A 19639-nucleotide genomic window follows, 5' to 3' on the forward strand; every position below is an offset into this window, starting at 1 on the left:
GCCAACCACCGCGTTTTCAATGGCGGCGGAGGTCCACAGGAAAGCGCGGGCGATTGGATTGTCCGGGCTGGTCAGACCATGCGGCTCAGCACTTCGAAAAAGGCAACGATTTCGAGGTCCAGTGCATCGTCGACCGGCTCCGGCTGCGACGACATCTTGGCAATGACCACTTCGGTCCTGGGGTCGACATAAAGCCATTGCCCATGAATTCCGATGCCGCAATAGGCGCCATTTTCGAAACCGGTCTGATACCATTTGTTGCGGTAACGGCCTTTCGGGAACAGCGGCAGCATGGCACCGCGCTGCCAGGCTTCCGAGCTGCCGCCGGTGCTGGTGGTGTCGCGCACCCAGGCCTCGGGCACGATGCGGCGGCCATTGGCCTTGCCGCCTTGCCGCATCATCTCGCCGATGCGCGCCAGGTCACGCGGCGTCACCGAAATGCCGCCTGCGGTGCGTGCCGTGCCTTCCATGTCGACACCGACGGAGGCCTCGCTGACGGCGCCAAGCGGCAGCCACAGTTTTTCGCGCATCAAGTCGCAGAAGCGCTGCCCCGAAGCGCGTTCCAGGAGAAGGCCGAGCAGGTCGGAATTGGGCGAACGGTAGCGGAAGGTCTGGCCATGCGGCTCGGCAAGCCGCTGCAGGGTCAGGATGAATTCGCGCAGGCTTTCGGTGCCGCCGCCGGGGTTCCACAGCGTCGCGCGGCGATAGCGGGCGAAGGCGCTTTCCGGATCGAGATAGGCCTCCTCGAAATCGAGGCTGACGCTCATGTCGAGCACATTACGCACGCTTGCATCGCCATAGGCCGAGCCGGCGGCTTCGGGGATGTAGCGCGTCACCGGCGCTTCAGGGTCGAACACCCCCTCGCCTTCCAGTATGCCGGCGATGATCGCCGTCACCGACTTGCTGATCGAGAAGATGATGTGGCGCGCGCCGAACTCCATATGCGGCGCGAACCAGTCGCCAATGATCTTGCCGCCTTTCATCACCGTCAATGCGTCGGTGCTGGAGCGGACGAGAAACTCGGCCACCGTCTCCGGCGCGCTCGCGACCGTGACCTTTTCCCCGAGCAAGCCGCCCAAGTCCCGCACAGGAGCCTCGATGACGCCCGGCGCCGCTGCCACGCGTGCCGTCGGCACCAGTTCGCCGAGGTTCTGGAATGACCACCGGTTGAACGGGGCCACGCGCCAGTTGGCGAGCAGCACCTCGTTACGGCCGAATTCGTATCGTGTCTCGAACGCGGTCTTGCCGGCCATCGCGTTTCCTACCAGTCCATTGTTCTTGAAGCTCAGCTAAGCGCCGCTGCGATGGCGTGCACGGCCTTCAGCGTTGCCACGGAATAGGCCATGTTGCTGAAATCCGGGTAGGTCGACAGCTTCACCACCACCATTCCTGTGTTCCAGTCGATATGGATCAACTGTCCAAACACGCCCCGGCACATCAGCGCCCGCGAGCTGGGATCCTCGATCCAGAACTGGTTGCGGTAGCTGCCCTCGGGCAGGCTGGGGGAGAAATCCGGACCATGCTTGCCAGTGCGCGTCGCCTCGATCCAGTCGGCCGGCACGATGCCGCCGCCATTGTCGAGGATCAGCTGGCCAAAGCGGGCGTAGTCGCGCAGCGTCGCGCTGAAGCCGCCATCGGCCAGCGCATAGCCGGCGCTGTCGACGGTGAAACAGGCGCTTTCGTCGGCACCGAGCTTTTGCCAGAGTTCCTCGGAAACCAGCTGCGCCAGCCGCTTGCCCGTCACCCGTTCCATGATGAAGGCGAGCACGTCCGTCTCGATCGAGCGATATTCGAATGCAGCCCCATGCAGGCGCACCGTCTCTTTCAAGCCCAGGATCAGCTCGAACATGTGCGAGGGCCAGCGAAAATCCGGATTGCTGCCCGGCGGTACCGGCTTCCAGCCGGTGGCGACATCGACCTGGCCGATGTCGGAATAGCGGTCGGTGTATTCCTCTGAGAACCGCACGCCGGTGGTCATGTCGAGCACATGCTGGACGCTGGCGCCGGCCCAGCCGGTCGCGTTGAGTTCCGGCAGGTAGTCCGTCACCGGTTTCGCCGGATCGATCAGACCCCGCCCGGCCAATATGCCGAACACCGAGCCGGTGACAGACTTCGCCATCGACTGCGACAGGTGCAGCGTGCGCTCGGTCATACCGTTGAAATAGCGCTCATAGGCTATCCTGCCGTCCTTGAGCACCAGGACGCCGTCCGTATAGGTCTCGTCGAGCAAGCCGGCGAGCGTCGAAGGCTTGCCCTCGCTGTCCTCGACAGCCAGTCCATCGAGATCGACCTCGGCCCGTTCGAGACGATGCCTATGGCCATTGCCGCGCCAGACTTCGGCGGTCGGCAGAATTTCCCTGATGTGCTGGAAAGCCCAGCGGTTCCAGGGCGGCCTGTCCCAGTCGAGCTTGGGGGGCACCATGGCGGGCGGCGAACCCTGCATGATCGGTGGCCGCGGATCGCTGTTGCGATAGGAGTCCATAAAGAGCCATTCCCGGAAAAGAAAAGACCCGGCGGCATGTGCCGCCGGGCCCTTGTGTCTGTGACTATTTCTGCAGTTCGGTCCAGATCTTGGTGTAAATGTCCTGGATTTCCGGAGCGCACATCTTCTGCAGTTCGCCAAGCGGCTTGGCGTCCGCCGGAATGACGACTTCCGGCGCGTCCTTCATGTCGGCCGGCATGTACTTGTCCGAACCGGCGATGGCATTGGCGTAGCGGTGGAAGGCCGAGAGACCCGCCGCATTTTCCGGATCCATGATGAAGTTCTGGAACAGCTTGGCGTTCTCGACGTTCTTGGCCTCCTTGAGAACGACGACGTTGTCGCTCCACAGGCCATAGCCTTCCTTCGGATAGTTGAAGTGGATGGCAGGGTTGGCCAGCCGCTGGCGCAGGGCCGAACCGTTCCAGTCGCTGGTTGCCTTGAAGTCGCCGGCGCCCATCTTCTCGATGGTGTTGTATTCCATCGAGATCCAGTTCGGCTTGGCCGCGACAAGCGTATCGCGCACCTTCTTCAGAACCGCCTTGTCGTCGGTGCATTGCTGGCCACCGAGATACTTGATCGCCGCGAAGATGACGTCATTCATCTCGGGAACGACGTTGACCTTGCCCTTCAACTCGTCAGGCGTATTGAAGATGATGCCCCAGCTATTGGTCGGGCCCTTGTAGGCGTCGGTGTTGACGACGACGCCGATCGTGCCCCAAGCCCACGGAACGGTGTATTTGCGGCCTGGATCGAAGTCAGGATTGGCCCATTCGGGCGCAATGTTCTTGGCGTTCTCCATCTGGCCAGGGTCGGTCTCCTGGACGAGGCCTTCCTTGATCCAGATCGGCACGTAGGTCTGCGAAGGCACCGCGATGTCGAAGCCGGTGCCGCCCTGGCGGACCTTGGCCAGCGCGGTGTCGTTGGAATCGTAATCGGTGATGGTCACCTTGATGTTGTATTTGGCCTCGAACTTCTTGATCACGTCGGGGCTGGTATAGTTGCCCCAATTGTAGATGTTCAGTTCGCCATCGGCGCGGGCGATGCCCGTCGAAGCGAGCAGCGCCAACCCTATGGCGCTCGCTGTTGTCTTCCAGTTCATGGTTTTAACTCCCATTATCGGTTTCAGTCTCGTTTCCTGCTGACGAAGAAAAACAACGTGACGATCGCGACCGAAAGCAGCAGGAAGGCGGTCGATATCGCGTTGATCTCGGGCGTTATGCCGCGGCGGATCTGGCCGAGCATGTAGGTGGGCAGCGTGTCCTGGCCGCCCGATTTGACGAACTCGGTGATGACGACGTCATCGAGCGAGATGACGAAGGCCAGCATCAGTCCGGCCAGGATACCGGGCCACAAAAGCGGCAGCGTGATGCGACGAAAGGTTTTCCACGGCGTGGCGTAGAGGTCGGCCGCGGCGCGTTCCAGCGTCAGGTCCATATTCTCCAGCCGCGCCCGTATCGGCAGGTAGGCAAAGGGAATGCAGAACGCCGTATGCGCGGCGACCAGGTAGCCGATACCGGAATAGCCGGTGAAGATCTTGATGCGCGAGAAGAAGATCAGCAGCGCCACGCCGGTGACGATCTCGGGCACCATCAGCGGCTGGTTGATCGCCGCGTATTTGAAGGTGAGGCCGGGATAGGACGCCGTGCGTGTGGTGGCTAGCGCGGCCATGGTGGCGAAGATGGTCGACAGCACCGCCGCGATGGAGCCGATCTGGAACGAACGCAGCGTCGCGTCGATGACCTGCGTGTTCTGGTATGCCGACTGGAACCATTTCAGCGAAAAGCCACCCCATTCGGATGTCGAGCTCGCCGCGTTGAAGGCGTAGATGACCAGCACGATGATGGGCAGATAGAGGATGACAAAGCAGGTCGCCGCGATCGCTGTGAAGCCGGTCTGATGCTTGATGGAAAAGTTCTTAGCCATGCCGCATCCCCGACTTGCCGGCATTGCGCACATAGGCAAGCAGCGCCACCATGACTATGATCATCACCGTGATCGACAGCGCCGAGCCCAGCGGCCAGTTGCGGCCCTGTCCGAACTGCAATTCGATCAGGTTGGACAGCATCATGTTCTTGCCGCCGCCAAGCACGCTCGGCGTCACGTAGGCGCCCAGTGCCGGAATGAAGACCAGGATCGAGCCGGCGATGACGCCGGGTTTGACCAGCGGGAAAATGATCTTCCGCAGCACCTTGAAGCGTGTCGCGTAAAGGTCATAGCCAGCCTCGACAAGCCGGAAGTCGAGCTTCTCCATGCTGGCATAGATCGGCAGCACCATCAGCGGCAGGTAGACATAGGCCATGCCGATCAGGATCGCCGTGTCGGTGTAGAGCATCTGGACCGGCGCCGAGACGATGCCGAGCTTGAGCAGGATCGTGTTTACGATGCCTTCGTTGCGGATGATCTGCAGCACGGCGAAGGTGCGGATCAAAAGGTTCGTCCAGAACGGGATGGTGATCAGGAACAGCCAGAGATCCCTGGTCTTTTCGCTGCGCGTCGCCATGAAATAGGCCGTCGGGAAACCGAGCGCCAAAGTGGCGAGCGTCGTCACCACCGCAAGCTTGATCGAGCGCCAGACGATGGTGACATGCGCCGCCGCGAGCGACAGCGTGTCGTCGAAAATATCGCGTTCCAGGAAGACCGATGTCCAGGCGTCGGATGAGAACTGCCATTTCACGTCGCCATAGGCGCCGGGGGTGAGGAACGAATAGACCAGCACGATCAGCAGCGGGCCGGTCGCGGCAAACAGAATGACCAGCAGCGCCGGCGCTGACAGAAGCCAGCGGTCACGGACATCGCGCCGTTCCGCTGCCTTGGCGACTTCTTCCGCGGTCGCCATCAGTCCCTCAGCACTTGCGCGGCATCGTTGCCGATCATGATGCCAACCTTGTCGCCGCGCTCGAAACCGCAGCCGGCGCTGCGCGTGTTCTGCTGGCGCACGGTGAAGGCCTCGCCGCTGTCGAGATGGACATGGATATGCGTGTCGGTGCCGAAATAGACGATGTTCTCGACCGTGCCCGACAGGTCGCCCTTGTCCTTCGACAACTTGGCATGCTCGGGCCTCACCACCACGGTGGCGTTTTCCTTCGGCTGGAAGCCTTCGGCGACGGTGGCATCGATGACCGCACCGGATTTGAGTGTCGCGCGCGCTTTGCCATTGCCGGCGCCTGAAATGGCGGCGGTGAGGAAATTGGTTTCGCCGATGAAGTCGGCCACGAAGCGTTCCGCCGGCTTGTCGTAGATGTCCCAGGGCGAGCCGACCTGCAGGATCTTGCCCGACGACATCACCGCGATGCGGTCCGACATCGTCAGCGCTTCTTCCTGGTCATGAGTGACGAAGATGAAGGTGATGCCGGTTTCGTTCTGCAGCCGCTTCAACTCGATCTGCATCTCCTTGCGCAGCTTGTAGTCGAGCGCCGAGAGCGGTTCGTCGAGCAACAGCACTTTCGGCTGCGGCGCCAATGCCCTTGCCAGCGCCACGCGCTGCTGCTGGCCGCCCGAAATCTGGCCGGTGCGGCGGCCGGCCAGCGCTTCCATCTTGACCAGCTTCAGCATCTCGGTGACGCGCGCCTTGATCTCGGCCTTCGGCTTGCCCAGCATTTCCAGGCCAAAGCCGATATTGTCGGCGACCGTCATGTGCGGGAACAGCGCGTAGGACTGGAAAACGGTGTTGACCGGCCGCTTGAAGGGCGGCAATGGCGCGATGTCCTGGCCGTAGAGCAGGATCTCGCCGGCGGTTGGAAAGTCGAAGCCGGCGATCAGCCGCAGCAAGGTGGTCTTGCCGCAGCCGGATGGTCCCAGCAGCGTGAAGAACTCGTTCTCGCGGATGGACACCGAAACCTTGTCGAGGGCAGCGACCTGCCCCTCACCCGATCCGAAAATTTTGCTGACGTTTACTACCTCAATCGCATTCCGATCCGGTTTGTCCGGCACGATTACGCCTCACTGTTGACCCCGCTCTTGCTGGCGGAGCTTGTCCCCTGTTGGATGTGACCACACGGCCGGTAGGTTGGCAAGCCCGGCATTGAATCACAGTTCAGTCGGTCTTTCAGCCAGCAAGCCTCATGCCATTATCGGGCCTGATAGGTGATCTTGCCGCCGCAGATCGTCGTCACCGGCCGCAGCTTGTGCAGATCGGCCGGCGCCGTCTTCTCGATATCGGCCGACAGCACCACCAGATCCGCCATATAGCCTGATTTCAGCATGCCTTTGCGGTGCTCGGCGAATTCGGCATAGGCGCCCTCGACCGTGTAAGCTGCGATCGATTCATGCAGCGAGAAGCGCTGGTCCGGGTCGCTTTCTGCCCACGGTTTGCGCAGCACTGCCGCCTGGATGCCCAGGATCGGATCGATCGGCGACACCGGCCAGTCCGAGGCGAACACGACGTGGGCGCCGGCGTTCTTCAAGGTCCGCCAGGCATAGCTCAGCGGCCAGCGGGCCGGGCCGATGCGCGACACGGTCGGCTCCAGCGGAAAATCCATGGCGCCGGGCGGATGCGGCGGCTGCATGGAAGCGATGACGCCGAGTTCCGCAAAACGCGGCACATCCGCGGTGGTGGTGACCTCGATATGCTCGACGCGATGCCGGCTGTCACGCTTGCCATTGGCTTTTTGCGCTGCCTCGTAGCCGTCGAGCACGGCACGCACCGCGCCGTCACCGATCGAATGCACCGCGATCTGCAGCCCGCGCCTGTCGACGGCGACAGCCAGATCGATGAACTGCTGCGGCGTGAACAGCGGCTCGCCGACCCAGTCGGGCCGATCGGCATAGGGCTCGACCATGACAGCCGTCCAGGAATCGAGCACTCCGTCGTAGAACACCTTGACCATGCCTGATGACAGCCACTCGCTGTTATAGCGCTCGGCCATCACGGATGCCTTGTCCAACATGTCGAGCGTCATGAAATTTTTGTAGTGAAAGGGGATCTGCACGCGGCAGGGCAGGCCTTCCCCGGCCTCGATCTCGGCCAGCAGTTCGAGCTGGTAGAGATTGCCGTCCATGTTCTGGATCGAGGTGATGCCGTGGCGCGCGCACCAGGCAAGCCCGCGCCGCATGATATCGCGGTCGGCGGCGCGTTCGGCGGCCGAAGGCATCGGGTCGGGCTCGCCGCCGGTCGCCAGGCCCAGCCGCACGCGGCCTTCGCCGGCAAGGTCGAGAACCGGGCCGAAGGCTTCGCCCTCGCGCAGTTCACCCGCTGCCAGGCCATCGTCGCCCATGACAATCTCATTGCCCGGACCAAGCGTGCGTCCATTGAGGATGCCGGCCATTTCAAGAGCCTTGGTGTTGGCCCACATCGTATGGTGGTCGGGCGCGGCCATGACAAAGGGCCGGTCCGGCAGGATCGCATCGAGATGATGACGCGTCACCCGCTCGTCGTCGAGCACGGTGTAGTCGACGCTCTGCCCGACCAGCATCCGCGCGTGGGGGTGCGTCGCTGCATAGTCGCGGATCGCCTTCTGCAGCGCCTCGAACCCATGCACGCCGGCCAGTTGCAGATGGGCAAGCTCGGCGGCGCCCGAAAACAGATGCATGTGGGCTTCGATGAAGCCGGGCAGGACCGATCCGCCAAGCGCGTTGATGACCTTGGTACCCGATCCCTTGAACTCTTCGATGGAGGTGCTGCTGCCGATGGCGATGATGGCGCCGTCCTTGACGGCAACGGCCTCGGCGGCGGGATTGTCACCGTCCATGGTCAGCACGCGACCGTTGACGACAATCAGATCCGCACTACCACCCGCACCCGTGACCGACATCGCGACTCCGCGTTTTTTTGACGACTGACTGAGACCGGCAAAGCTCGCGTCCAACGACCTGCGCACCACGGCGCGGCGCTATCGGACAAGAAATGATGCCAGTGCGCTGTCTTCGAAATTCCCCTTGTTATCCCAAGAGACAGCGTGGATAAAGAATGCGACTGATTATTCGCGTTTGTCAACATGCCGGATTTAGAATGTATTGTGGACAGAAGCGCTTCGCTTGGGACCAGGCGGGAACGAGGGCATCAAGCAGTGAAGCGCAGTCTCGACCGCAAAACCAGGATAGCGCTCGAGCCGCGCAAGCAGCCGCGGCAACAACGGTCCAGCAAGGTCGTCGACAGGATTCTCGACGCGGCGCTGATCCTGACGCGGGAGCAAGGAACCAAGACGCCGACGACGCTCGCCATCGCACAGCGCGCGGGGCTGTCGGTCGGTTCGATCTACCAGTACTTTCCCAACAAGGAAGCCATTCTTCTGGATCTCGCCCGGCGCTGGCTGTCATCCTTTCCCGAGGTGATCGCTAGGCGCATCAAGGTCGCCCCGCCCACCAACCGCGAAGAGTTCCGGCGGGAAGTGCGCAAGCTCTTCATCGACACATCGAAGCTCTATCTCGAAAACGCCACCCTGATGCCGGTGATCGAGGCCATTTCAGGCAATGCGGACCTGCGGCCGATCCAGAACGAATATGACGACCAGATCATCGCCCTTTATGCCGCATGGCTGCAGCATGTGAACCCGGCACTCGAAGGCAAGATCGCCAGCCGGCTCGGGGTGGTGATGATGGAGGTCGGGCATGCCTGCAGGCTCGTGGGGTTGAAGAAGGACCGCAGGACATTCGACCTCATCGAGGACGATGTCGAAACCATGTGGCTTGCTCTGCTGAGCCCCTATCTCAATCTTGGCTGACCGGTTTCAACGCAATTCCGGACGGAAAACCGCTTCCCACCTATCCCGGAATTGCCTTAGTTGCGCACTTTGAGAGGAATTTCATGAAGACTGTCTATTCGCCGCTTCACGCCGGCCATGCCGGCCAAATGGAACTGGTTACCTCAGCCATCGTGCCCGGCTTTGAAAAGCCCTCGCGCGCGGAGTTCATCAAGGCGCGGGTCGAAAGCGAGAAGCTCGGCCCGATCATAGCACCGGTCGAGCACGACCTTGCCTCCGCCAAGCGCGTCCACAGGGCCGACTACATCGACTTCCTGCCGACCGTCTGGCCGCAATGGGTGGAATCCGGCTTCACGGGCTCGGCCATGCCCTTCACCTGGCCGACGCGCGGCCTGCGCGGCGACGTGCCGCCCAAGCGCATCGATGCCCTGCTCGGCTACTATTCCTTCGACGGCGGCGCCACCTTCGTCGAGGGCACCTGGACCGCGATCAAATCGTCCTTTGACGTGGCGCTGACCGCAGCCGGCCTGGTCAAGGACGGCGAGAGATCGGCCTTCGCGCTCTGCCGTCCGCCCGGCCACCATGCCGGCGCCGGCTTCATGGGCGGCTATTGCTACATCAACAACGCCGCGGTCGCCGCGCAATGGTTCCGTGACCAGGGCGCCAAACGTGTCTCGATCCTCGACGTCGATTATCACCACGGCAATGGTACGCAGGAGATATTCTATGACCGCGCCGACGTGCAGGTTCTCAACCTGCACGGCGATCCGATGGTCGAGTATCCCTTCTTCCTCGGCCATTCCGATGAGCGCGGCGCGGGCGCGGGCGAAGGTTTCAACATCAACTATCCCATGCCCTTCGGCACCGGTTGGGATACCTGGAATGCCTCACTCGAGGATGCCTGCGCCAGGCTCGCCGCATACGCGCCTGACATCGTCGTCGTCTCGCTCGGCGTCGACACCTTCGAGAAGGATCCGATCAGCCAGTTCAAGCTGAAAAGCCCCGACTATCCGAAGATCGGCCGGCGCATCGCCAAACTCGGCCTGCCGACGCTGTTCGTCCAGGAAGGCGGCTATGCCGTCGAGGAGATCGGCATCAACGCCGTCGGCGTGCTGACCGGCTTCGAGGATCGGTAAGCCTGCCAGCAAATCCAGGCGAGCAACGACAGACAGTAAAAGGGCGGCGTGGCCGCCCTTTTTTTAAGCTACGTTGCGATGCCGGTGCTCGGCGCGGCCATTGGCGTGGCTGCCCCGCGTGATCGTCCGAGATAATAGACCGCCGCAGCCGCGACGACGCCGACCGCCAGGATGGCCGCTGCCAGAACCGGCCGATACCAGAACCAGGCAATCGCGATTGTCGTGGCGCCGACCAGGATCGCCAGGAAGAAGGCGATGATGCCGGTTCCCATCCGCGCCATGCTGCCAAGGAACGGAATCACGTCGAGGATCACGCCGATCGGGCTGAGGAACAGCGCAAAGCCGATGGTCAGCAATAAAAGGCCGGCAACGCGCAGCAGCCAGGTAATCAGCGTGTTGGCGCTGACCGCCTCGGCGAACATCTTGTCGGCCGGCACCGAGCCGGTGTCGACCATCAGCAGCGCATCGCCCGCCTGCGTCTGGTAGGGCTCGAATCGGCTGCCGGCCTGGCGCGCCACGATGCTGACCACGCCGAGCGGCGCCAACTCGTAGCCGATACGGTAGTCGCCTAGCGCGGGCGTCGTGTTGTCGCTGCCGAGATAGATCTTCCCATCGAGGATGCTGAGCGGCTTCGTTCCGGTGTAGGCGGCCTTGATCGCGGCTGACTGGCTGGCCGACAACGAAAGACCCTTGTCGCCGTCGATGCGATCCAGCACCGGCGTATCGAGATCGAAAGCGCCAAGCTTGCCCTGTGGAATCTGAAAGGCATGGCTGTGGATCGCCATCGGCGGATTCTGATGGCCGTCGGGCTTCTTGAAATCCGACGAGTCGATCTGGTTGTTGTCCCACACCTTCGAATAGCTGTAGGTCGTCTCCGTCTCCTCGCCTCCGCCAAGCTTCTTGGTGGTTTCCGATTTGGATTCTTCCTTCCACTGATACATCTCGACGCCGCGCGACAGGCGCAGCCCTTGCGCCGTGATGCCGAAATCCGGATCCGCCAAGCTGCTGTCCGCCGTCACTGGCCCGCTGACATGCACCAGTTTCCCTTCATTGGCGGCATCGGAACTATCAGCCTCCACCGAGACCACGGCACCAGAGCCCTCGGCCAGCGAGCGCGCCGTCTGCACCGCACGGCCTTCGTTCCAGAACAGCCCAATCACCATCAGCACGATCAACAGCAGGCCGAAGATAACCCCGCCGACCGCGCGCTTGATCCGCCCGAACCACGAGATTGAAGTAACTTCCCGAAATGAATCGCTCATTGTTTGCCCCGAAACCAACCTTGCCAAGACCCGAGTAGCGCCGCAGCGGACAACCGCATTCCGCGCTGCCGACCTTGCGCTCGACTGCCGGGGGTGCCCACCCCTTCGGCACGAGCGAAGCTACCGCAACGGGCCGGACGCTGATATGGCCTACGCGCACAGTCCCGGTATTTTCGCCCCTCAATGGCTTCGAAAGCTCCCCTGAGTCGCAAGCAGAGTCCCCCAGATTCGATTTTGTCAAATCGCGTTTGATGTCGGATTCATCTGCGGGTAGATTAGACCCGAATCAGCCGGTCCGCGGGGGGCGCGGCGACCACCCAAAGTCTCACGTTCCGGACTTCTCCGGCGCCAGACGCGGATGTTTTCGCGTTCCCTGAATGGATTCCGTCTGATTGGGCGCGGCCCCGCGCCTCGTGTGTGTCTCGTAAAAGTAATGCGTTTTCGGGTTCGGCGGCTGGCTCTCCAGCAACCGGACATCAGCATCGATTCCGGCCAAAAGCAGCAGATGAGCAGTCCCGCCGCGCCTCTTCAATCCGACACATTGGGCTCGCGCCTGACGTCGCGCGGTGATCTCACCAGCTTCTTCATGGAGCTGACCGCCGAGATCGGCGCCGACAGCTACATGCTGGTCGCCATCGTCCATGACCAGGACCGCAACGATGCGCGTATCGTCTCCTCGAACTGGATCTTCGACGCCATCGAGCTGATCGGCAAGCGGCTGATCGCCGGCCTCGCCCAGGGACCACTCACCGCCGCACCCGGTATCCGTCCGACACCGTTGGTGGCGGCCCAGGCGCCGGATACCGACGGGCTGGTCTCGGGTGAAGAGGCCCGGCTGCTGGACGTGCTCGGCCATGCCGAGATCTATTCACTGCGGCTGAATGTCGGCCGTCAGCGCCTGTTCGCCTTGTTCTCGGCGGTGGCCGCCGGCCGGATCGACCCGCCGGCGCTGATGAAGGCGCAACTGAAATGCTGCTACGCGCTCTCGCACATTCCGCAGTTGATCGCCGCCGCGGCCATGCAGGATCCGCTGTCGGACCGTGAGCGCGAATGCCTGTTCTGGGTCTCGGAAGGCAAGACCACCGACGAGGTGGCCGTCATCCTCGGCGTCTCCTCAAACACCGTCAACAGCTACATCACCCACGCCATCCAGAAATTCGCGGCCAGCAACCGTGCGATGGCCATCGCCACGGCGATCAGGAGTGGCATCATTTGAAACACACCGAGATCAAGGACGCAGCGGAAGCCCTTTTCAACGAGCAGCGCAGCCCTTTCGGCGCCTTCTCGCTGGGATCCGAAACACATCACGCCGTCACCATTCCCGATGCGGTGCGCCGCTGCCGCTGGATATCAGTCGACATTAACGCCTCGGCCTTCGGCCTGTTCTTCGTCAGCCCGTCGCCGGAGCGCGCCCGGCTGGTCCCGTGCTTTGATTCCGATTATCCCAGCGTCGCGGTGGCGTCGAAGTTCATTTCAGGCGCCAATGGCGAGGAGATCGTTCGCCATAGCCGGATTTCGACCGAGCCGCGCTGGTGGACGGATGATGGCGTGGCGGCGATGGCCGACATGTTCGGCAATCTGGCCTGGACCGGGCAGATGGCGCCGCTGACACCCGGATCGAGCGGCATTGCCTTTCCCGTCCATGCCGATCGCGGCCAATGCGGCCTTGTCGTCTTCCTGGGATCGGAGATCACGCTGCAGCAGGATGCGCTCTACGAAATCCACGCTCGCTGCTTTTCGCTGTTCGCCGCCGTCGCGCGGATGCGTCCGGGCGATGTCGGCAGAATGCGGTCGATCTCCAAGCGCGAGCTCGAATGCCTGAAGCTGACCGCCAATGGCAACACCAGCGAGGAGATCGCGCGGCTCCTGAAACTGTCGGTGCATACCGCCAACCAGTATCTCACCCAGTCGACCCAGAAGCTCAACGCCGTCAACCGCAACCAGGCGGTCGCCAAGGCGCTGCGGCTGGGACTTATCGAGTAGCCGCTATCGGCTGACCGAAGCGCTTTAAAACGCCAGCGGTTCGACCTTGCGGATACGAGCCTGTTCGATCACCGCCTCCAGCAGCGCCGTATTGTGCTGGGGGTCTTCGCCCGGTTTTTCAAACGACACGTAATTGACCACGACCGTGTTGCCGGTCTCGTTCAGCGTCAGTTGGAAATAGACGGTCACGCCGGGTGGCCTGAGCTCCAGGTCGAGCACGATGCGCGGGCTGCCGCTCCAGTCGACATGCGCCTCGCCGCCATGGCCGAGCCGCAGCGTACCAGGCATGAAGAACAGCTCCGCCGCTGAATCGACCAGATCCGACAGGCAGGCGAAGTGCTCCAGCCGGATGAAAGCGATATAGTCGGCGACGTCGATCAGCCTGAGTTCCACCACCACCTGCTCGATGGCGCTGGCGACGATGATCTCGCGGGATTTTGCGTGCGGTTGACGGTTCATGAAATCTGTCTGCGCTCAGCCTTTTTCGAGTAGACGATCCGCACCAGTTCGGCGACGGCCTGGTAGAATTGCGACGGGATCACATTATCGACCGAAACTTGCTTGTACATGGAGCGGGCGAGCGCCACGTCCTCGAAGATCGGGATGTTATGCTCCTTGGCGATCTCGCGGATTTTCAGCGCCACGAGATCCTGCCCCTTGGCCACTACGAGCGGCGCCGAGTCCTCGTCGCGCACATATTTCAGCGCGATCGAGAAGTGGGTCGGGTTGGCGATAACAAGCGTCGCGCGCGGCACCGCCGTCATCATCCGCTTGCGCGCCCGGTCTCGCGCCAGCGAGCGCAGCCGCGACTTGACGATCGGATCGCCCTCGGACTGCTTGAACTCGTCCTTGACCTCCTGCTTGCTCATGCGCAGGTCCTGCTTCCAGTGGAAGCGCGACCAGACGATGTCGATCGCCGCGATCAGTCCCATGACGAAGACGATCGCCACCAGTATGTCGATGGCGATGCCGCGGATGACGAGGCCGAAAGCGACCGGATTGGTGATCATCCCGGCAAGCAGCTTGCGGTGATCCTCCGACAGCGTGAAGGTGAGCACGGCGATGGCAAAGCCGACTTTTGCGAGGGACTTCAGGAACTCGACCCAGCCCTGGGCGCCGAACATCCGGTTCCAGCCCTTGACGATCGAGATGCGTGACATCTGCGGTCTGATCCGCTCGCCGACGAGTTGCGGCATATTCTGCAGCACCGAGGCGCCGATGCCGGCAACGGTGAGCAGCACCAGCAGGCTGAGTACGGCGCTGCCCACTTCCAGCATGACGAGCTTGTAGAGCGCGATGACATCGGTCTCGGTGTCCATCGGCCAGGCTTCGGGCTTCTCGAGGAACATCGACAGGAACATGCCGAGCTCGATGATGGCGTCCTTGGCATAAAAGACCGTGAACACCAGTATGGCGACAAAGGAGGCCAGGATCGCGGTCTCCCTCGAATGGGGCAATTTGCCCTGTTCGATGGTATCGCGGATCTTCTTTTCCGTCGCCTCTTCGGTTTTCGAGTCCTTGTCGACGGCGTCGGACATGCCTTAGGCGGCGTTCTGCGTCGAGGGAAGTTCGAAGGCGCCTTCGCGCGACAGCCGGATCGTCGTCGTCACGATCGTCTTGCGTGCCGCCATGATGTCGGCGGCGGGCACACCCTCCGACCCTTGCCCGAGTTCGGCCTCGATCATGCGCCGGGAGCGGGCGCCGATCGCCGACAGCACCGCTTCGGCCAGTGCCGCCGACGTGCCGCGCAGCGCCAGCGTGACAAGCTCGGTCGACAGCCCGTCGAACAAAAGCACGCGCGCCTTCTGGGTGAGCAGCGGCAAATCGTCGAAAGCGAACAGCCGGGCCCGAACACCGTCGAGGTCGGGCGTGCCGGCGGCTTCGAGATCCTGCATGACCTCATCGAGCAGGGGCTTTTCCAGCTCGTTGAGCACGCTGGCGACGCGCGCCTGCCCGGCCGAAGTATCCTTGGTCGTGGTGTCCGACAGCACGCTGGCGCGCAGCCGGTTCTCGACGATCCTGGTGGCGGCGGCCGGAACATTGGCCATCGTCACCATGCGCTTGATGATTTCGCCGCGCATCGGCTTCGTCAGCGTCAAAAGCACGCTCGCCGCCGCTTGTGGCGCCAATTTCGACAGCACCATGGCCGCCGTCTGCGGATGTTCGCCCGCGAGGAACGCGCCCAGCCGCGAGGGCTCCAGCTTTTCGAGATCGGGCCAGATCGGCGGTGGCCCTTCGGGTGCCGCCTCGGGCTTCTTGTTGCCCATGATGGCGTTCATCTCTTCGGGCGAGAGAGACTCGTTGAGGATGGTGTCCATCCTGTCGGCGGAATCGAGCAGGCCCGCGCCCTCGGTGAACTCGGCCTCGAATTCGGCGACGATGCGCTCGAGATCGCTTTGCGGAATGGTCCTGAGCAGCCGGGCGCCCTCGATCAGCGCCTTCAGCTCTTCCTGCTTGAAGAATTTCAACAGGCGGCTGGCGGACGGTTTGCCCATCGCCACCAGTATGGCTGCCGCCTTCTGTGCGCGCGTCAGAGTCGTCAGCGGCGTTGTCATGCCTTTCGCCTCCGCTGCCATCGGCAAGCCCCGCCAGCCATGTCTAGGCGCCCTTCGTGCCGGCGATGATTTCGGTCAGCCTGATGCCGAAGCGCGAAGGGTCGCTTTCGAGCACGGTGATCTCGCCGCGCGCTATTTTGCGGCCGTTCACCACCACGTCGACCGGCTCGCCGATGCGCCGGTTGAGCGCGACCGTCGACCCCTTCTGCAGCGCCATCAGATCGGCAACCGCCATCTCGGTGCTGCCGAGAATGATCTGGACATCGACTGGGATGTTCATGATGACGCTCGAATTGGCTGCCGCGGCGGCCCTGAACGCCGCATCAGGGCGTTGCTCTTCTTCGTGCAGGACCCCGCGCAATTCCTCGATAGCGCGATCGAGCTGCTCGTCCGGCTGGTCGAGCTCTGGTTCTACCTTGGTCTTGGCCATGCGTCGTCTCCAAAAGCTCAGGCGCGCCCGGCACCAGCCGGCATGAGCCCGTCGATAAAGTCCTGCCCGGCATCGAAAGGATGTCTGATTCGGACGGTGTAATTCTGCCCCAGTTTGCCGAACTCGCATACGAACAGCGTCTGGCCGCGCGCGCCGAGGCGGGCGCGCGATTGCGCCGTTTCTTCGAAGTCGATGACCTGGCCTACTTCGAGATTGGCGAGGTCTCCGAGCGTCAACCGTGCCAGCGGCATGGTGGCTTCGAGCGCCACGGTCGAGCGCATCACCTCTTCCGAAAAGCGTGCCCGCCAGCTGGTGCTGTGATCGTCGTCGCTGACGCTTGCCGTACCGTCGCGGCCGGCCAGCACGATACGCTGCGGCATCGTCACCGTGATCGAGCCGCTGTCGACCGGCGTCGAGATGCCGAGGACGATGCGGATCGCGGCGCCGTCGCGCAACACGTGTCGCCTGGCCTCGATGCCCGACATGGCCCGCGGCGCCGGCAGCCGCAGTTCGAGCGAGCGACGTCCCGATCCGTTCAGTGCCTGCGCAACCTCCTGGAACACCATGGTCGAGACATCGGCCTCGATCGACGACAGGTCGCGCTCGATCGGCGACACCGGCATGTCCGGATCGCCGCCGAACAGCGTCGAGACCATGATCGCGATCGCGGGAGCGTCGATGACGAGGGTCATCGCGTCCGAGGACGCCGGGGAGCCGACGACGGTCATGGCGAAATTGTCGCCGGCGCGCGAGCGCGCCTCCGGGACGCGGCTGACCTCGACGGTCTTGAGGTCGACGATTACGGGAATGCCGAGCTCGCCCGAGATCGCCTTCTGCAGCAGCGGCACGGCGCGTTCGGCCATGGCACGTCCGGCGTCGATGACCTGATCGGCCTCGCCGCTGTCGCCGACCAGACGCTCGATGATCAACGAACGCGCTTGCGAGGGGCTGCCCGGACTCGTCATGACAGTTTTGGCACCGGTCTGTCGCGCATCGCTCAGGCGGCCTTCTTCTCGGCGCTGCCGGTGTTCATCGTGCTCTGTTCGACGGCGTCGATGCTCGGCCGCTCATAGGAGGAGATAGTCTTGCGGCCGAACTCGATCGCCACCTGCGGCAGCGCGCCGTTCATGTAGGCGAGCAGCGTCTGCTTGACGATGATGTAGAGGCGGTTCTTCTTCTCGCGCACCGTCTTGATCTTGGTGGCGACAGGTCCGACCACCGCGTAGGACAGGAAGATGCCGAGGAAAGTGCCGACCAGCGCAGCGCCGATCAGGCCGCCGAGGATTTCCGGCGACTGGTCAAGCGCACCCATCGCCTTGACCACGCCGAGCACGGCGGCGACGATGCCGAGCGCCGGCAGGCCGTCGCCAACCGCGACCAGCGCGTGATAGGCCTTCATCTTGTCGGACTTGATGGTCTGGATTTCCTCGTCCATCAGCGCCTCGATTTCATGCGAGCGGGCGTTGCCGATGATGATGATGCGGCAGTAGTCGCAGATGAAATTCATCAAATCGTGGTTCTTGAGCACGGTCGGAAAGGCCTGAAAGATCGCCGATTCCTCCGGATTGTCGATATGCGCCTCGACCTCGCTGCGCGACTTGGAGCGTAACTCGCGCATCAGGCTGTGCAGAACGCCAAGGGTTTCCAGATAGTCCTGCTCCTTCGGCACAGCCTGTTTGAAGGCCTCCAGTATGCCTTTGCCGGTATCCTTGACCGTCTTCATCGGATTGGCGACCAGGAAAGTGCCGAGCGCGGCACCGCAGATGACCACGGCTTCCCATGGCTGCACCAGCACGTGCAGATGCCCGCCCATGGCCATGAAGCCGCCAAGGACGCAGCCAAGCGTCACCACAAGTCCAATCAGAATGCCCACGACCGGTCCTTCCGCATTTCACGTCGGAGAGTGGATAGTCCCTGTGCCTTGTGTGAGGCTTGAATCGGAGCCGCCATGGAACCGAAAGTTGGCGATTCAGTTTCGCGCAAGGAAGTGAGCTTATTGTGCTGGCATAGCTTCGGCCGGAGGCGCGTCCTTGCTCAGTACCTATACCAGCTACCAGTTGATCACCAGAGACATCAACAAGTCGATCGACCGCATCGAGCAGCAGCCGACGGTCGATCGCGATACCCAATATTACCTCGCCAACATCACCAAGGTGAAATCGATCGACGATTTCGTCAAGAACGACCGCTTGTTCAAATATGCCATGAAGGCCTACGGGCTGGAGAACATGGACTACGCCAAGGCGTTCATGATCAAGGCGCTCAAGGAAGGCGTCACCAATCCCGACAGTTTCGCGAACAAGCTGACCGACAAGCGCTACGCCGCGTTCGTCAGGGCCTTCAACTTCGCTGCCAACGGCGCCGACGCGACGATCTACAACAAGGCCCAGCAACTGGTGACGAAGAACTATGCCACGCAGGCGCAAATCGCAGGCCTCGATCCGAATTCAGACTATGTGAAGGGCGAGACGACGTATTATCTCGCCAGCATCACCAAGGTGAAGTCCGTCGACGATCTGATGGGCAACAGCCGGCTTTACACCTATGCCCTGGCGGCGTTCGGTCTCGATTCGGCGACCGAGGACAAGGACCTCATCAAGCAGGTCCTGCAAGGCGGCGTGCGCGATCCCGACAGCGCCGCCAACAAACAGACGAATCCGGCTTACGCGGCACTGGCCTCGGCTTTCAACTTCGAGCAGTACGGCGAGAACGCCACCACCATCAATCCGGCGCAGCAACCGACTGTCGACAGCTACATGCGCCAGACGCTGGAGGAAGATGCCGGCCAGACCAATGAGGGTGTGCGGCTGGCGCTCTATTTCCAGCGCAAGGCTCCTGACATCACCAGTTGGTACGACGTGCTGGCCGACACCGCGCTGGCCAGCGTGGTGCGCACCGCGCTGGGACTGCCCGATTCCTTCGCCACCGCCGACATCGACAAGCAGGCGCAACTGTTCGAGCAGAAGCTCGACATCTCGGATTTCACGGATCCCGTGAAACTCAACAAGTTCCTGACCCGCTTCACCAGCATGTACGAGATCAACAATCCGACCTCGACGGCCGTGACATCGATCAGCGTGCTCTTCGCCAAACCGGTCACATCGGGCATCTCCACCGACCTGATGATGGCCATGCAGAAACTGAAGTTCTGAT

General features: G+C 62.5%; 19 protein-coding genes. 5 read left to right on the top strand and 14 right to left on the bottom strand.

The features are described from left to right. Positions 1–71: 71 nt before the first annotated feature. From FJ434_RS06810 to FJ434_RS06840, 7 genes are all read right to left on the bottom strand, one after another. Positions 72–1253 carry a serine hydrolase gene (locus tag FJ434_RS06810; protein WP_140745476.1) on the bottom strand — a complete coding sequence of 394 codons (1182 nt, stop codon included), beginning with the start codon at positions 1251–1253 and terminating at the stop codon, positions 72–74. 32 nt (positions 1254–1285) lie between these two features. Then, on the bottom strand, positions 1286–2482 hold the full coding sequence (locus FJ434_RS06815) for a serine hydrolase (protein WP_140745474.1): 1197 nt from the start codon (positions 2480–2482) through the stop codon (positions 1286–1288). Positions 2483–2546: 64 nt separating this feature from the next. Continuing rightward, a complete protein-coding gene (locus tag FJ434_RS06820; RefSeq protein ID WP_140504100.1) occupies positions 2547–3581 on the bottom strand; it encodes an extracellular solute-binding protein in 1035 nt (344 codons plus the stop codon). 23 nt (positions 3582–3604) lie between these two features. Next, positions 3605–4405 carry an ABC transporter permease gene (locus FJ434_RS06825; RefSeq protein WP_140745472.1) on the bottom strand — a complete coding sequence of 267 codons (801 nt, stop codon included), beginning with the start codon at positions 4403–4405 and terminating at the stop codon, positions 3605–3607. Then, complete coding sequence (locus tag FJ434_RS06830; RefSeq protein ID WP_140504104.1) at positions 4398–5318, bottom strand: ABC transporter permease; 921 nt, start codon at positions 5316–5318, stop codon at positions 4398–4400. Before FJ434_RS06830 ends, FJ434_RS06825 begins: the two co-directional genes overlap by 8 nt. After that, positions 5318–6412: an ABC transporter ATP-binding protein gene (locus FJ434_RS06835; protein WP_140712684.1), complete on the bottom strand. Its 1095-nt coding sequence runs from the start codon at positions 6410–6412 to the stop codon at positions 5318–5320. Before FJ434_RS06835 ends, FJ434_RS06830 begins: the two co-directional genes overlap by 1 nt. A 137-nt stretch (positions 6413–6549) precedes the next feature. Beyond that, entirely contained in the window at positions 6550–8232 is a 1683-nt protein-coding gene (locus FJ434_RS06840) for an amidohydrolase (protein ID WP_140745469.1), read from the bottom strand. Between the two features lie 255 nt (positions 8233–8487). Between FJ434_RS06840 and FJ434_RS06845 the strand changes: the two genes are divergently transcribed. Both FJ434_RS06845 and FJ434_RS06850 read left to right on the top strand, forming a co-directional pair. Then, entirely contained in the window at positions 8488–9141 is a 654-nt protein-coding gene (locus FJ434_RS06845) for a TetR/AcrR family transcriptional regulator (RefSeq protein WP_027144733.1), read from the top strand. 83 nt (positions 9142–9224) lie between these two features. Continuing rightward, positions 9225–10256, top strand: coding sequence for a histone deacetylase family protein (locus FJ434_RS06850; protein ID WP_140745467.1), 1032 nt, complete (start codon positions 9225–9227; stop codon positions 10254–10256). A gap of 68 nt (positions 10257–10324) precedes the next feature. Here FJ434_RS06850 and FJ434_RS06855 read toward each other — a convergent pair whose 3' ends face one another. Further along, on the bottom strand, positions 10325–11518 hold the full coding sequence (locus FJ434_RS06855; RefSeq protein ID WP_140745465.1) for a TMEM43 family protein: 1194 nt from the start codon (positions 11516–11518) through the stop codon (positions 10325–10327). 505 nt (positions 11519–12023) lie between these two features. Between FJ434_RS06855 and FJ434_RS06860 the strand changes: the two genes are divergently transcribed. Together FJ434_RS06860 and FJ434_RS06865 are read left to right on the top strand one after the other, a co-directional pair. Further along, complete coding sequence (locus FJ434_RS06860) at positions 12024–12734, top strand: helix-turn-helix transcriptional regulator (RefSeq protein WP_140745463.1); 711 nt, start codon at positions 12024–12026, stop codon at positions 12732–12734. Then, positions 12731–13501 (top strand): helix-turn-helix transcriptional regulator, encoded by a 771-nt coding sequence (locus FJ434_RS06865; RefSeq protein WP_140745461.1) that lies wholly within the window; start codon positions 12731–12733, stop codon positions 13499–13501. The genes FJ434_RS06860 and FJ434_RS06865 overlap by 4 nt, the downstream gene beginning before the upstream one ends. Positions 13502–13525: 24 nt before the next feature. Here the strand turns inward: FJ434_RS06865 and FJ434_RS06870 are convergent, their stop codons facing one another. Genes FJ434_RS06870 through motA form a run of 6 tightly spaced genes read right to left on the bottom strand, consistent with a single transcriptional unit; the run spans position 13526 to position 18359 of the window. After that, positions 13526–13960: a hypothetical protein gene (locus FJ434_RS06870; protein WP_140504119.1), complete on the bottom strand. Its 435-nt coding sequence runs from the start codon at positions 13958–13960 to the stop codon at positions 13526–13528. Further along, positions 13957–15039 (bottom strand): flagellar biosynthesis protein FlhB, encoded by a 1083-nt coding sequence (gene flhB / locus FJ434_RS06875; protein WP_140745459.1) that lies wholly within the window; start codon positions 15037–15039, stop codon positions 13957–13959. Before flhB ends, FJ434_RS06870 begins: the two co-directional genes overlap by 4 nt. 3 nt (positions 15040–15042) lie before the next feature. After that, entirely contained in the window at positions 15043–16056 is a 1014-nt protein-coding gene (locus FJ434_RS06880) for a flagellar motor switch protein FliG (RefSeq protein ID WP_140712698.1), read from the bottom strand. 43 nt (positions 16057–16099) lie between these two features. Then, positions 16100–16486, bottom strand: a complete 387-nt coding sequence (fliN, locus tag FJ434_RS06885; protein ID WP_027144741.1) for a flagellar motor switch protein FliN — start codon at positions 16484–16486, stop codon at positions 16100–16102. Positions 16487–16503: 17 nt separating this feature from the next. Further along, entirely contained in the window at positions 16504–17451 is a 948-nt protein-coding gene (locus tag FJ434_RS06890; RefSeq protein ID WP_140504125.1) for a FliM/FliN family flagellar motor switch protein, read from the bottom strand. A gap of 32 nt (positions 17452–17483) precedes the next feature. Beyond that, on the bottom strand, positions 17484–18359 hold the full coding sequence (gene motA / locus FJ434_RS06895; RefSeq protein ID WP_140504127.1) for a flagellar motor stator protein MotA: 876 nt from the start codon (positions 18357–18359) through the stop codon (positions 17484–17486). A 157-nt stretch (positions 18360–18516) separates the two neighbouring features. On the opposite strand from motA, the gene FJ434_RS06900 reads away from it, so the two are divergent. Then, on the top strand, positions 18517–19638 hold the full coding sequence (locus FJ434_RS06900) for a DUF1217 domain-containing protein (protein ID WP_140745457.1): 1122 nt from the start codon (positions 18517–18519) through the stop codon (positions 19636–19638). The last annotated feature ends 1 nt before the right edge of the window (position 19639 follow it).

The organism is Mesorhizobium sp. B2-5-13, assembly GCF_006440535.1.
Taxonomy (GTDB): domain Bacteria; phylum Pseudomonadota; class Alphaproteobacteria; order Rhizobiales; family Rhizobiaceae; genus Mesorhizobium; species Mesorhizobium salmacidum.